The sequence below is a fragment of the Halorubrum aquaticum genome (assembly GCF_900113615.1).
In the GTDB taxonomy this organism is placed as follows: Archaea; Halobacteriota; Halobacteria; order Halobacteriales; family Haloferacaceae; genus Halorubrum; species Halorubrum aquaticum.
Genome location: NZ_FOPZ01000007.1, coordinates 81,171 through 94,872, shown reverse-complemented (window position 1 = coordinate 94,872; position 13,702 = coordinate 81,171). Strand labels below are relative to the sequence as shown.

Annotated in this window: 14 protein-coding genes; 2 read left to right on the top strand and 12 right to left on the bottom strand. The window is 70.6% G+C overall.

The annotated features are described in order from the left end of the window. Positions 1 to 52: 52 nt before the first annotated feature. The 3 genes from F3H10_RS08120 to npdG form a co-directional block, all read right to left on the bottom strand. Positions 53 to 766, bottom strand: coding sequence for a phosphoribosyltransferase family protein (locus tag F3H10_RS08120; RefSeq protein ID WP_122104074.1), 714 nt, complete (start codon positions 764 to 766; stop codon positions 53 to 55). 82 nt (positions 767 to 848) lie between these two features. After that, a complete protein-coding gene (locus F3H10_RS08115; protein WP_149784276.1) occupies positions 849 to 1,691 on the bottom strand; it encodes a polyprenyl synthetase family protein in 843 nt (280 codons plus the stop codon). Positions 1,692 to 2,020: 329 nt separating this feature from the next. Next, positions 2,021 to 2,689, bottom strand: a complete 669-nt coding sequence (gene npdG / locus F3H10_RS08110) for an NADPH-dependent F420 reductase (protein WP_149784275.1) — start codon at positions 2,687 to 2,689, stop codon at positions 2,021 to 2,023. Positions 2,690 to 2,820: 131 nt separating this feature from the next. Here npdG and F3H10_RS08105 point away from each other — a divergent pair, with 131 nt between their 5' ends. Then, the gene (locus F3H10_RS08105; protein WP_149784274.1) at positions 2,821 to 3,126 is read left to right on the top strand and encodes a MazG-like family protein; all 306 of its coding nucleotides are present in this window, start codon (positions 2,821 to 2,823) and stop codon (positions 3,124 to 3,126) included. Between the two features lie 38 nt (positions 3,127 to 3,164). Here the strand turns inward: F3H10_RS08105 and F3H10_RS08100 are convergent, their stop codons facing one another. The 9 genes from F3H10_RS08100 to cheB all read right to left on the bottom strand — a co-directional run bounded on the left by F3H10_RS08100 (position 3,165) and on the right by cheB (position 13,074). Further along, the gene (locus tag F3H10_RS08100; RefSeq protein ID WP_149784273.1) at positions 3,165 to 4,217 is read right to left on the bottom strand and encodes a carbohydrate kinase family protein; all 1,053 of its coding nucleotides are present in this window, start codon (positions 4,215 to 4,217) and stop codon (positions 3,165 to 3,167) included. Then, positions 4,214 to 5,170: a ribose 1,5-bisphosphate isomerase gene (locus tag F3H10_RS08095; RefSeq protein WP_149784272.1), complete on the bottom strand. Its 957-nt coding sequence runs from the start codon at positions 5,168 to 5,170 to the stop codon at positions 4,214 to 4,216. Before F3H10_RS08095 ends, F3H10_RS08100 begins: the two co-directional genes overlap by 4 nt. Positions 5,171 to 5,234: 64 nt before the next feature. Continuing rightward, entirely contained in the window at positions 5,235 to 5,915 is a 681-nt protein-coding gene (locus F3H10_RS08090; RefSeq protein ID WP_149784271.1) for a class II aldolase/adducin family protein, read from the bottom strand. After that, positions 5,912 to 6,625 carry an HAD family hydrolase gene (locus tag F3H10_RS08085; RefSeq protein WP_149784270.1) on the bottom strand — a complete coding sequence of 238 codons (714 nt, stop codon included), beginning with the start codon at positions 6,623 to 6,625 and terminating at the stop codon, positions 5,912 to 5,914. Before F3H10_RS08085 ends, F3H10_RS08090 begins: the two co-directional genes overlap by 4 nt. 191 nt (positions 6,626 to 6,816) lie before the next feature. Next, entirely contained in the window at positions 6,817 to 7,689 is an 873-nt protein-coding gene (locus F3H10_RS08080; RefSeq protein ID WP_149784269.1) for a CheF family chemotaxis protein, read from the bottom strand. Further along, positions 7,690 to 8,898: a HEAT repeat domain-containing protein gene (locus F3H10_RS08075; protein WP_149784268.1), complete on the bottom strand. Its 1,209-nt coding sequence runs from the start codon at positions 8,896 to 8,898 to the stop codon at positions 7,690 to 7,692. Next, positions 8,898 to 9,701, bottom strand: coding sequence for a CheR family methyltransferase (locus F3H10_RS08070; protein WP_149784267.1), 804 nt, complete (start codon positions 9,699 to 9,701; stop codon positions 8,898 to 8,900). Before F3H10_RS08070 ends, F3H10_RS08075 begins: the two co-directional genes overlap by 1 nt. Then, positions 9,698 to 11,989, bottom strand: coding sequence for a chemotaxis protein CheA (locus F3H10_RS08065; protein WP_149784266.1), 2,292 nt, complete (start codon positions 11,987 to 11,989; stop codon positions 9,698 to 9,700). The genes F3H10_RS08070 and F3H10_RS08065 overlap by 4 nt, the downstream gene beginning before the upstream one ends. Then, positions 11,989 to 13,074, bottom strand: a complete 1,086-nt coding sequence (cheB, locus tag F3H10_RS08060; RefSeq protein ID WP_223174269.1) for a chemotaxis-specific protein-glutamate methyltransferase CheB — start codon at positions 13,072 to 13,074, stop codon at positions 11,989 to 11,991. The genes F3H10_RS08065 and cheB overlap by 1 nt, the downstream gene beginning before the upstream one ends. 102 nt (positions 13,075 to 13,176) lie before the next feature. Here cheB and F3H10_RS08055 point away from each other — a divergent pair, with 102 nt between their 5' ends. Continuing rightward, positions 13,177 to 13,671, top strand: a complete 495-nt coding sequence (locus F3H10_RS08055; protein WP_149784264.1) for a chemotaxis protein CheW — start codon at positions 13,177 to 13,179, stop codon at positions 13,669 to 13,671. Positions 13,672 to 13,702: the final 31 nt, after the last annotated feature.

Sequence of the window (13,702 nt, the reverse complement as noted above, 5' to 3'; positions counted from 1 at the left end):
TCTCTCGCCGTCAAAAACTGGTCGAACGTGCGCACCTCCGTGCGCGGTCACCTCACTCGAAGGTCGTCAGCGCGCCGACCGGCGCGTCGGTTATCTCGCGGGCCCGGCGCATTCCCTCGTCGCCGACGGCGATGAGCGTGAACACGCCGCCGACGTCGGCGTCGGCCTGAAGCGCGATGTCGAGGAGCAGCTCCTGGGTCTCGCCCGACCGGATCAGGTCGTCGACGACGAGCACCGTGTCGCCGGCCTCGATCGCGCGTTTCGGCAGGTAGTAGGTGAGCTCGATCCCGGAGGCGAGCCGCTGGCGCGACTCGATGAACTCCTCGACCGCGGTCTCCTTCGACTTCTTGGCGTACGCAAGCCGGGCGTCGAAGAAGGAGGCCATCGCCGCACCCAGCGTGATCCCGTCGGTCGCGGCGGTGAGCACCACGTCGGGCGAGGCGAACTCGAAGGTCTCGGCGGCGACGGGCGCGACCAGGTCGAGGAAGGACTGGTCGAAGACGACGCCGCTGTTGTCGACGTACCCCTCGTCGTCGAACGCCACGCGGGCGACGAGCTCGTCGGCGAGCGCGTCGCGGCCGACTTCGGAGACGACCTCGCGCGCCCGGTCGGCCCCGGGAAGCACGTGACCGTTCACGTAGCGGTTCAGGTCGCCCGCCGGCAGCCCCGTGAGCGTCGACAGCTCCTCGTACGTCCGCGTCTCCTTCAGCGTCCGCAACACGGCGACCGCCTGTAACTGGAGGGCCGCCTTCTCTGCGCGGTTCATGTTAATGATCGCGATCGCACAAGTATGAATACATCGAAGTCACATCACACGTGGAATGTCCACGTCCGACCGTCTCTCGAGGCTATCGCTCGCGGACGACGACGAACTCCGCGAGGTCCCGGAGGTACTCGATCGCCTCGGTCTCGGGCGGGTCCGCGTCGTCGAGCGCGGCGAGCGCGAGTTCGGACTGCTCTCTGGCCCGCTCGTCGACCTCCTCCGGCGAGAGGGAGGTCACCTGGACGACCGAGGGGCGGTCCATCTCGGCGTCCTGACCCGTCGGCTTCCCGAGGTCGTCGGCGTCGGCGGTGGCGTCCAACACGTCGTCGCGCATCTGGAAGGCGACGCCGACGCGCTCGGCGTACTCGCCGAACGACTCGATCGCCGCGGGCTCCGCGCCGCCGGCGACCGCGCCGAGCTCCGCGGCCGCCCGGAACAGCGCGCCGGTCTTCCGGCGGGCCAGCTCCATGTACTCGGCCTCCGTGGTCGGGCGGGCGGCGAGCTCCGTCGCCTCTCCCTCGCCGAGTTCGACCATCGCCTCGGCGACGGTTCGCATCGCCCGGTCGTCGGCCGAGAAGAGCGCGAACGCCTCGCCGAGCAGGCCGTCGCTCGTGATCATCGCCGGTCCGTAGCCGAACTCGGCCCACGCGGAGGGCGTCCCGCGCCGGACCTCCGAGCGGTCGATGACGTCGTCGATCACGAGCGAGGCGTTGTGGACGAACTCGATGCCGGCCGCGAAGTCGACCGCGTCGTCGGGGTCGCCGTCGAACGCCTCGCAGGCGAGGATCGTCACCGCCGGACGGACGCGCTTGCCGCCCGCGAGCACGACGTGAGCGAGCTCGTCGGACAGCTCGTCGGGCTCGACGCGGTCGATGACCTCCTCGATACGGTCCTCGACCAGCGCGACCCGGCGCTCCAGGTACTCCATCCACTGAAGGGAGGGGACCGCCGCGCAAAGGCCTAACGGAACGGCGGGACGGGAGGACGACGGACGGAACCCGGGGCGCGTCTCGAGACGGTCACACGCTTCGCCATACCACGATTCGCCATACCACGATTCGCCATACGTGTCATTGCGATGGTGGCGCGCGCCGCCGAGCGCCCGACAGGGCGCGAGGAGCCCGTGCGAGGGACGCGGCGAGTGCTCGGAGAGCACGAGCCGCGAGGCTGGGGAGGCGTGAGGTGCGGTGCTGTGCGGTCGGGTGGGGCTTTGGTGGTTATCTCCATGCCGACAACGATCTACGACCGACCGCCGACCTACTGGAACCGGATCCCGAGATCGTGGAGCCCCTTGTTGTTGCTCGCGACGTTGATCAGAAGCGGGGTGAGCCCCTCGATCTCGGGGGCGTTCGCCAGTCCGCCCGCGTCGAGCGCGCGGAGCCCCTCGATCCCCTCGGCGATGTCGGCGACGATCCCCTTCGCGTCCTCGTCGTCGCCGATCACGAGCGTGTCGATCCCCAGATCCGCGTCGAGGTTCGCGAGGCGCGCGGCCGCGAGGTTGTGGAACGCGCCGACCACCGCGACCTCGTCCGGAGCCGCGTCCGCCGCGATCCGGGTGACCGAGCCCGCGCCGGGCTTGTGGTAGTGGAAGCCGTCGTCGTCGCGTTTCATCCCGGTCGCCGGCGAGACCAGAACGTCGCCGTCGTCGAGGGCGTCGGCGACCGCCTCGACGGTGTCGCCGACGTGGTACGGCGGGACCGCGAGCACGACCACGTCGGCCCGTTCCGTGGCAGCGACGTTCTCGAAGCCCGCCACCTGGCGGTCGAGCCCGCGGCTGTCGAGTTCGGTCGTGTACTCCGCGGCTTTCGTCTCGGCCTTCCCGGCGTCCCGCGAGCCGATCAGGACCTCGTGGGACGTGTCGGCGGCGAGGCGGAGCGCGAGCCCCTCCCCGATGTCGCCGGTGCCGCCGAGTATCGCGATGTCCATGGGATCCGTGGGCGCGTTACGACCTTAGGGGTTGCGTGACCGGCCGTCCTCGCCACCGGCGGAGGTCGTCGTCCGACTGCCGGCCGGCTACGTCCGGTGCGCCTATACGCCCCCCGGCCGATCCGGCCGCCATGGAGGAGCAGGACCGCGTTTCGGCGTTCGTCGACGAGCACGGACTGGAGGCCGACCTCGCGTACCGCGTGCTCGACCTCGAGAGCGAGGTCGGCGAGGTCGCGAAGGAGGTGACGACCTCGACCGACTACGGGTCGAGCCCCGAATCCGCCGCGGTCGCCACCGACGAGGTCGGCGACTGCCTCTTCGCGCTGCTCGCGGTCGCCGAGGCGGCCGACGTCGACGCCGGAGAGGCGCTCGAGGTCGCACTCGAGAAGTACGAGGATCGGATCGAGGCGACCGGCGGGGCCGGCTCGGGGGAGTAGAAAGCGCCCGGAGTCGCCTTCCGCACCCCGCACCCGGACTACGCGCGGATCTCGATCAACAGGTCGGACTCCGGCGACTCGCCCATGATCGACCGGACCCGGTCCCACGAGAGGTCCGCGCGGGCGGTGACGGTCCCGGCCGCGATCGCGCCGCAGGCGTTGGCGACGAGAAGCGGCACCTGGTACTCGCGCGGGTCGTGGGTGAAGCCGTCGGCGGCGATCTCGGGTTCCCTCAGCGCCGCGCCGAGAAAGCCCGCGGCGAACGCGTCGCCCGCGCCGGCGGTGTCGACCGCATCCACGTCGAAGCCCGGATGCGAGACGTCGCCGTGAGGGGTGTGGACGGTCGCACCGTCGCCGCCGTGTTTGACCGCCACGACGCGGTCGTCCGGTGCGCGCGGGTCGATGTCGGTCACGTCCGCCAGCGCGTCCGCCTCGCGGTCGTTCACGAAGATCAGGTCCGCGGCGTGGAGCGCCGCGTCGTACCCGCGGTCGGTCACCCGGCGACCGGGGTCGAAGCTCCGCGTCGGACCGACCTCGGCGGCGGTCGTCGCCAGCGCGGCCGCGGTCTCCGGTGCCTGTCCCGTCAAGTGGAGGTGGTCGGCGTCGGCGAGCGTGTCGCGGTCGAGGTCGCCCGCCGAGAACGACTCGTTCGCGCCCTCGTTGGCGAGCATCAACAGCTCCCCGTTCCCGTCGACGATCACGTAGGTGACAGAGGTGGGCGCGTCGGCGTCGACGAGCACGTGACCCGGGTCGACGCCCGCGCTCGCGAGCTCGCGCAGGGCGAGCGCGCCCGACTCGTCCCCGCCGACGCTCCCGAAGACGACCGACTGCCCGCCGAGCCCCACGACGCCGACCGCGACGTTCGCGGCGCTGCCGCCGCCGGACTGTTCGAGCCGCTCGATCCGCGTCTCCCCGTCGCGCTCGGGCAGTTCGTCGACGTGGATCGTCACGTCCCAGTTGATGTGACCCGCCGAGATCACCTTCGGCGCCCCGGTCTCGGCCTCCGGCTCGAGGTCCGGGTCGACGGCGGGTTCGACCTCGTCGCCGCCGTCGGCGGTCGCCCGTCGTGAGCCGTCGTCCCCACCGCTCATGGCTCGGCCCACGGCTCCGCGGCCCCCTCGCCGAACAGCTCCCGCATCAGCGTCACGATGCTCTCCGGCGGGAACTGGCCGTGCTCGGTCACGATCGCGTCCATGTACCGCGGCGGCGTCACGTCGAAGGCGGGGTTCTCGACGGCGATCTCGCCGATCCCCTCGCGCGTCTTCCGGTCGATCACCTCGTCCTCCGCGCGGGTCTCGATCTCGACGGTGTGGCCCGTCAGCGTCTCCGGATGGAGCTTGATCGTCTGTGCGGCGGTCATGATCGGCACGCCGCGCTCGCGGGCGTTGACCGCGAGCCCCGAGGTGCCGATCTTGTTGATGACGCCGCCGTCGGCGGCGATCGAGTCGGCCCCCACGAGGACGTGGTCCGCCTCGTTCAGGTAGCGCCGCGCCGCGGAGTCGACGATGAGCGTGACGGGAACGCCCGCCTCACGGAGCTGTTCGGCGGTGATGTGGCCCTGGTTGCGCGGACGCGTCTCCTTGACTATCGCCTCGATCTCCTTGCCCTGCTCGACGGCCGCCTCGATACACGCGAGCGCGTCCGTCGAGTGACAGTGGGTCATCACCGTGTCGCCGTCGGCGAGGCGGTTCGCGCCGACGCGCCCGAGGTCCTCCTGAGCGCGGTCGAGCTGCGCGACGAACTCCTCGACCGCGTCGGTCACGCTCCCTCGGAGGGCGTCGACGCTCCGCCCGTCCATCCGTCGGAGGACGTATCGGAGCGCGTTCGGGAGCGAGACGGCCGTCGGGCGAGTCTCGCGGAGCGTTCGCGCCGCCGCACGCATCGACGCGCGGAACGCCTCGGGAGAGTCGGCGTCGATCTCGCGCGCCTGCGTAGCGAGCGCCTCCGCCGCGCCCGCCGCGATCGTCGCCGCGCCGCGGATCTCCATGGACGCGATCGCCTCCGCGGTCTCCTCGACGTCGGGGGCGAGTCGGTGATCGGTCATGTCGATACCGTTTCCCCCGAGACGGATATAAACCCCACTGGGTCCACCGGACCGGCTCTTCCGCTTAGACGTCCTCCGGCTGCTGGCCGTAGCTCTCGAAGCGCTCCTCGACGGTCGCGAGCTGGTCGTCCGTGAGGAGGTTCGGCTCCCCGATCGCCGAGGAGCGCACGTAGAGCCGACAGAGGTCCTCGACGTGGTGGGCGTTCTCGAGCGCGGTCTCGAGGTCCGGCCCGGTCACCACCAGCCCGTGATTCGCGAGGATCGCGGCGTCCGACTCGGCGTCGGCCATCGCGGCGACGACGTTGGCGGCGAGCTCCTCGGTCCCGTACGGCGCGTAATCGGCCAACGGAACCTCCCGACCCACCGCGACGATCATGTAGTGGACCGGCGGGAGCGACAGCCCGAGCGTCGCCATCGTCGTCGCCCACGGCGAGTGGGTGTGGACGATCGCGCCGGGTCGCGCGTGCTCGTAGATCCCCGTGTGCATCGGTACCTCGCTCGAGGGAGCCATCCGGCCCGCCAGACGCTCGCCGTCGAGACCCACGACCGGCACGTCCGCCGCGTCGAAGGCGTCGTACGCCACGCCGGTGGGCGTGACGGCGAAGGCGTCGCCGTCGCGAACGCTCAGGTTCCCGGTCCGTCCCGGCGTCAGATCCGACAGCGCCGACGCGTACTCCGCGACCGTCTCGCGGGCCGCCCGGAGACGCGCCGGGTCGCCGTCGCTCACGTCGCTTCCGTCGGTCACGTCGCCACCTCCGTGAGCGCCGGGAGCGACTTGATCCGGCGATCCGGCTGTCTCCCCGCGGACAGTTCGTCGGCCGGCGGGGCCTCCCCGCGAGGGTCGAACAGCACGGTGTCCATGCCGACGGCGTTGCCGCCCTCGACGTCAGTAACGACGTTGTCTCCGACCATGAGCACCTCGCTCGGGCGGCAGTCGAAGCCGGCGAGCGCGGTCGTGAACGGGAGCGCACTCGGCTTCTCGCGGCCGACCTCCTCCGAAGTGACGAGCCGGTCCACCCGGTCGTCGATCCCGAGCCGTGCGAGCTTTCGTAGCTGAACGCGGGTCGTGAGGTTCGTCACGACGCCGACCGCGACGCCGGCGTCCCGGATCGCGTCCAGCGTGGTCGTGACGCCGTCGTACGGTGTCATCTCCGTGAGGTACCCGTCCCAGTACGCCTCGCCGATCGCGTGGGCGTCGGCGGCGTCGTGAACGTCCGCGTGGAGTCGGAGCGCCCGCTTGAAGTAGATGAACCGCTCGTGTGAGGCCGCGGTGCCGCTCGTTTCGCGTTTCACGTCCCGCCGGGCGGTCGCGTAGAGGTCGTCGAACGCCGAACGGTCGAGTTCGTATCCGCGCTCGCGGAACGCCGACAGCGCCGCCCGCTTGCCCGCCTCGTTACACGCCGGATACGGATACAGCGTGTCGTCGAGATCGAAACAGACCGCTTCATACACCATGTCGGAACCTCGAGGGGCGACGACTTAAGCGTGGTTCGCGGGACTGACACGGAAGTGAGGGATCCGACGATTCAAGGCCGATGCCGCGGCCAACCGTCCCGTGCGTTGACTCAGGCCCCGAACCGGGCGAGGCGGGTGTCCGGCGACCCGGTCGGGAGCGGTCCAGCCGGCTGTCCGCCACCCCCACCGACTCACTGCTCGTTCATCGCCTCGCTCGCGATGTTGCGCCCGCGGGAGTTGAGCGCCACCTCGCGGCGAACCCGCACTTCCTCGACGACCTCCAGTTCGATCAGCCGCTCGAACGTCTCCTCGACCTCGTCGACGTCGCTGCCCAGGAACGCGGGGATCTCGAACGGCGAGACGCCCGAGTACAGCGCCATCAACACCTCCCGATCCCGGCTGGATAGGTCGACGTTCGTCGAGCTCCGCTCCTCGCCCTTCCGGAGCCACGACTCGACGAATCGCATCCGGCGTGGCGTCCCGGCGAGATGGGTCTCGATGCTCGTGTCCTCGTCGTCGGTGTGTGACACCTCGATCACGGGTTTCTTCTCGCCGTCGACGGTTCGTTTCGCGGCATCGAGCCCGCTGATGTCGTCGAGGTCGAACTCGACGAACGCACCGCCCTCGAGGGCCGCACCGAGGCCGTTCTCGTCGATCTTCACGCGGGCCTGTTCCCACCCCGTGTCCTGAACGACGCCGCCCTCGACGGCCGGGTGTTTCGCCATCAGCGTGCGCTGGTCGAGCAGCGCACGGTATACGTCGCGCTCGAACGACTCGTGTTCGGCCGCGGCGACTAACAACACCTGCTCGCCGAGGTCGAAGCTCACGTAGTTGGAGACGCGGGCGATCGACTGGTTGGCGTCGTGACGACCGCCCAGTCCCTGAAGCCGCGAGAGCGGAACCGTTCGCTTCCCGTCGTTGCTCGCGAGTATCAGCCGCCGGTTCGACAACAGAACACGACCGGGCGTCCAGGAGACGTCGTTGATCGCTCTCCCCTCGCGGACGGCGACCGCGAACCGGGCCTGCGTGTCCGTGACCTTGTACTCGCCGTCGCCGGTCGGCATTTAGACACCCCCCGCCCGGAGCTTCGAGACCGCCGAGAACACCCGCTTGCGGACCGCGGAGCTCTCGTCGTCGGTCAGGTCCTCGAGCCGGTTCAGCGTCTCCTGCCCGCCGACCTGTCCGAGCACGAACACCGCCTTCGCGCGGACGTCATCGGGATGTTCGGTGCCGAGACGGTCGAGCAACCGGTCCTCGACGACCGGTCCGCCGAGGTTCGTGAGACTCGTCGCTGCGAACTGGGCCGTCTGGGAGTCGTCGTCGTCGAGCGCGTCCGCGAGCGCTTCGACGGCCGGCTCGGAGGCCGGATCGGCGACGCGTCCGAGGATCCACGCCGCGTTCCGGCGCTGTCGGCTCTGTTTGCCCTCGGTGAGGATCTCGACGAGGGGCTCGACGACCGTGGCGTCGTCGGCCGCCTTCAGCTCCGAGACCACGCGGTCACGGACCGTGTGGCTGTGTTCGGTCGGCACGTTCGAGAGCAGTTCGATGACCGAGTACACCGCCGCGTTCCTGACGATCGCGCTCTCGTCGCCGAGCGCGCGAGCGAGCGGTTCCACCGGCTTCGGGTTGCTCGCGTTCCCGAGCGCGCCGGCGGCGATCCGACGGAGCGATTCGTCCGGGTCCTCGAGCAGGTCGATGAGGGGGTCGAGCGCGCGGTCGGTCCCGACGGCCCCCAGCGCGTTCGCGGCCGCCCGCCGGACGCGCGGTTCGTCGTCGAGCCGCTCGACCAGTCCGGGAACCGCCCGCGAGTCGGCGAACGTCCCGCAGGCGTGACACGCCCTGAGCCGTACCCGCGGGTCCGGGTCCGAGAGCGCACCGACGATCGCGGGCAGCGCGCTCGGTTCGTCGAGACGGGCGAGCGCGTTCGCCGCCGCGATCCGCAACTCGGCGCGGTCGGCCTCGAGTGCCCGGGCGAACTTCCGGGCGGTGACCCACTCGGCCTCCGATCCGGACCCACCGGTGAGCTCCGCGAGGAGCTGTTCGAGCGCCTCCTGTCCGATCTCGTCGAGAGCGTCGACGGCGGCCCCGCGAACGCCCGCGTCCTCGTCGTTCGTCGCCGCGCGCAGGAGCCCGTCGATCGTCGCCTGGTCGTCCTCGTCGGCGAGCTCGCCGAGGAACTCGACCGCACGCTTCCGGACCGCGGTGCTGTCACTCCCCAGCGCGTCCCTGAGTCGGTCGACGTTCCCCTCGCGAGCGTGCTGGTACAGCGACATCAGCGCCTCCGAAACACCCGTCGTCGCTTGTCGATCGGTTCGTACCCGTCGCTGCGGTCCGGCGGGACGCTCTCGGTCATGCCGACGACGAGGGCGCCGCCCGCCGCGAGCGACGCCTCGAGGGTGTCGAAGAGCGACCCCTTGTGGTCCGCGTCGATGTAGATGAGGAGGTTCCGACACAACACCACGTCGAAGGGGCCCCTCGACCCGTCACTGATCAGGTCGTGGGTGTCGAACGTCACGAGCCGCCGGGACGCGTCGCGGACGCGAAACGCGTCCTCCTCGCGGTCGACGTAGCGGTCCGGATCCGAGAGCGGCTCGAGCTCCTCGGCGATGTCCGTCGTCCGCGTCGTGTGGTACACGCCGTTGCGAGCGTGGTCCAGTGCCTCCTCGCTGATGTCCGAGCCGAGCACCTCGAGGCGGGACTCGTCTATCGCGTCGTCGTCACACGCGAGCATCGCGAGCGAGTACGCCTCCCGGCCGTCCGCACAGGGGGCCGACCAGACGCGAACTCGTCGCTTCTCGTCGGTGAACTCGCGCAACACGTCCCGGAGAACCTCCCACATCTCGGGGTTCCGGAAGAACTCCGTCACGTTGATCGTGAGCGCGTCCATGAGCGCCTCGCGTTCGTCGTGCTCCTCGCGGAGCAGCCGTCGATACTCGCGGTGGGACTCAGTCCCTCGCCGGCGCATCCGGGCGGTGATCCGTCTGTCGAGGTACGACTCGTTGTAGTAGCCGGGCTCGAACGGCACTGAGTCGTCGATCTGTTCGAGCACCCCCTCGAAGGCCGTGTCGCCGGTCATAGGCTCACCACGTCGAGGACGGCCACGACGTCGCCGTCGCCGAGCACGGCGGTCCCGCTGAGCCCGGGAGTCCCGGACAGCGGACCGTCGAGCGGCTTCACGACGACCTCCTCCTGGTCCAACACGCCGTCACAGTGGAGCGCCACCTTCCGGGTCTCCTCGCGGATCCGGACGAGCATCCCCTCGCCGGCGGCCGTCCCGGCGGCGCTCGCGGCCGGGACGTCGTTTCCAGTGGTGCCCGTTTCGGCACCGGCCTCGACGGCTCCCCCGTCCGTCGCCGCGGCGTCCGTCGGGCCGGCCGTTCCGTCTCCGGGGTCGGCGGTTCCGTCTCCGGTCCCGGCCGTTCCGTCTTCGTCGGCGGCGGCGAGCCGCTCCTCGAGCCGGATGACCGAGTAGAGGTCGTCCTCGTGACGGACCACCTCGTCGCCGTGGACCGTTTCCACGTCATCGGCGCGGGAGACCTCCGCGATCGACTTGATCGGGATCCCGTACTCCGTGCCGCCCACGTCGACGAACATCACCTTCACGATGGCGACGGTGACCGGGAGGCGGAAGCGCACCGTCGTCCCCTCGCCGGGCTCGCTGTCGACCGAGACTGAGCCGTCGAGGTCGCGGGCGGTCGTCCGCACCACGTCCATCCCGACGCCGCGACCGGAGACGTCGGTGACCTCCTCGGCAGTCGAGAATCCCGGGTGGAAGACCAGGTCGTACGCCTCCCCGTCGGTCATCGCCTCCACGGTCTCGCGGTCCTCGACGCCCTCCTCGACCGCCTTGTCGCGGAGGCGGTCCGCGTCGAGACCGGCGCCGTCGTCGGCGACCTCGATGACCACGTGGTCGCGCTCGCGCTCCGCCGTGAGTTCGACGCTCCCCACGGGCTCCTTTCCGGCGGCCTCGCGCTCCTCGGGGGGTTCGATCCCGTGGTCGACCGCGTTCCGCAACACGTGGACGAGCGGGTCCCGCATCTCCGTGAGGATCGTCCGGTCGAGTTCGACGTCGTCGCCCTCGATGTCGAACTTCACCCGCTTGTCGAGGTCGCGAGCGATGTCCCGGACCAGCCGGGGGAACGAGTCGGAGACCTGCGAGAACGGGATGAGCCGCATGTCCATCGCGGTGTCCTGAAGGCTGGACGCGAGCTTGTCGAGCTCGTCGAGGGTGTCCGGCTCCGTTCCGGTTCCCTCCAGCTCCCGCCGGAGCTTGATCCGGCTCGTCACGAGCTGTTCGACCAACCCGTACAGCTCGTCGACCTGGTCGACGTCGACCCGGATCGACTTGATCTCCTCCCGGTCGGTCGATCCGTCGGCCTCCGAATCGGCGTCGTCGCCGTCGTCGGGTTCGGCGCCGCCGTCCACGTCTTCGACGTCGATGGCGGCGGTTGCGTCCGCATCGACGCCGGTGGCGTCGGCGGCGGTAGCGTCGGCTCCGGATCCCCCATCCGGGTCCGCACCGAGGCCGTCCGCCACGAGCGCGGTCCGTACCGCCGTCACCTGCGTGAGCGCCTCGAGACCCTCCGCGACGACCGCCGGCTCGGCGTCGGCGACGAAGGCGTCGAAGGCCTCCTCGTACTCTCCCTCCTCCAGCGCCTCCGCGTCCGGCCGGGTGGCGTACTCCTCGAAGTTCTCCTCGAGAGCCTGAAGCACGAGCGCCGCGTCGACGCCCGGCATCGCCGTCTCGCCCACCGTCACCTCGGCGTAGACCGCGTCCTCGAACCCGGCCGCCGCGGCCGGCGGTTCCGGGACGTCGACGCCGGCGTCGACGTCGTCGGACTCGCCGCCGTCGTCCTCGCTCCCGTCGTTCCCGGCGGCGTCCTCGTCGTCGCCGTTCTCGGGTGCGTCCGCGCCGTCGTCGATCTCGACGTCCGCGGCGCCAGCGTCGACGTTCTCGTCGTCGTCTCCGTCCGCGCCGGGATCGACGGTCCCGTGCTCCTCGACGGCCCGGAGCCGCGATTCGAGGTCGGAGGGGTCCGTCGACACCTCGCCGGTCTCCTCGATCTCCGCGACCATCGCCTCGACGGTGTCGACCCCCTCGAAGAGCAGGTCCATCAGCTCGGGCGTGACCTCCCGCTCGCCGCCGCGGACCGCGTCGAGGAGGTCCTCGAGAGCGTGGCCGAACGAGGAGACGTCCTCGTACCCCATCGCGGCGGCGTTCCCCTTTAGGGTGTGTGCGACCCGGAACACGTCGTCCATCGCCGCGTCGTCTCCGGGGTCCGCCTCGAGCGCGAGCAGCGCGTTGTTGAGGTCGGTGATCCCGTCTTCGGCCTCCGCGACGAACGCGGCGCGGTGTGAATCCATCAGGCCTCACCTCCGAGGATCGTGCCGGCGACGTCGTCGAGGTCACACACCGCGTCGACCGCCCCGGTCCCGACGGCGCGTTTCGGCATCCCGTAGACGACGCAGGTCCCCTCGCTCTGGGCGACCGTTCGTGCGCCCGCGTCGGCCATCGCCCGGATCCCCGTGGACCCGTCGTCTCCCATGCCAGTGAGGATCACGCCGACGAGCGGGTCCGAGACCGTTCCCGCGGCCGACCGCATCGTCACGTCGACCGCCGGCGTCACCGACGCCTCGTCGTCGAGATCGTCGTCGTCGACGAGTTTCACGCGTAGGCGACCCGCCCGATAGCTCCCGACCCGCATGTGTCTGCCGCCGGGCGCGACGAGCGCCTCGCCGGCCCCGATCCGCGCGCCGTCCGTCGCCTCCCGCACGTCGTACGCGGAGGCCGCGTCGAGCCGTTCCGCGAACCGCGGCGTGAACGCCTCGGGCATGTGCTGGACGACGAGCACTCGACAGTCGGCCATCGGGAGCGCGGAGAGCACCCGCTCGACGGCCTTCGGGCCGCCGGTCGACGCGCCGATGACGGCGGTCAACGGTTCCTCGAGGTCGACTGCCGACGCCGAGCCCGTGGCGGACTCGGTCCGGGGCTTCCGGTCCCGCGTCGCCGCCTCGAGGTCTGCGTCGGCGACCGAGCGAACCGCCGCGACGAGCCGGTCGGCCTCCCTCGAGACGCCGGTCGACACCTCGCCGCCGGGTTTCGAGAAGAAGTCGACCGCGCCGCGCTCGAGCGCCTCGAAGGTCACGTCGGCCCCCTCCGCGGTGTGTGCCGACAGCATCAACACGGGCGTCGGCGTCTCCGCCATCAGCCGTTCGACGGCCTCGAGCCCGCCCATTCCGGGCATCTCGACGTCCATCGTCACCACGTCCGGTCGGGTCTCGGCCACCACCGACAGCGCCTCCTCGCCGTCGCCCGCCTCGCCGACGACGGCCACCCCCGCATCGGTCAGAACGTCCCCGATCAACCCGCGCATGAACGGCGAGTCGTCGACGACGACCACTCGGGGGGCGTCGCTCCGGCCGCCACGCCGATCCGTCGTCCTACTCATGTGCGAAACCGGTCCCAGAGCGAGCATAAACCCACGGACCCAGTAATCACCGGTGATAATTCAGGGGATACCGTTATTGGTCGCCTCGAGACGAGTGGAGGTATGCCAGCCACGGAGGCGGACGCCGAACACACGAAGGTACTGGAGTTCGGTCTCGGCGACGGCACGTACTGTCTGGACATCGGGGTCATCGACGAGATCGTCGACGCCGGCGAGCTCACGCGGATCCCCAACTCGCCCGACCACGTCGAGGGCGTGATGGACCTCCGGGGACGGACGACCACGATCGTCGACCCGAAGACGCTCTTCTCGATCGAGGAGACGGGCCCCCGTGAACGGATCGTCGTGTTCGACGACGACCGCGTCTCCGAGGGCGGCACGGTCGGGTGGATCGTCGACGAGGTTTTCCAGGTCAGAGACGTCGCCCCCGGGGACGTCGACGAGGGGACCACCGCGGACGACGAGGGCGTCCACGGGATCGTCAAGTCCGACGACAGGTTCGTCGTCTGGGTCGCCCCCGACGTCGCGGCCGACGCGAACGTCGAGATCGATGGATCGGGAGGCGACGCGTCGGCGGACGAGTCCGCGGAGGCGTAGGCGACGATCGTAGCGAGATCGCCGGTCTCAC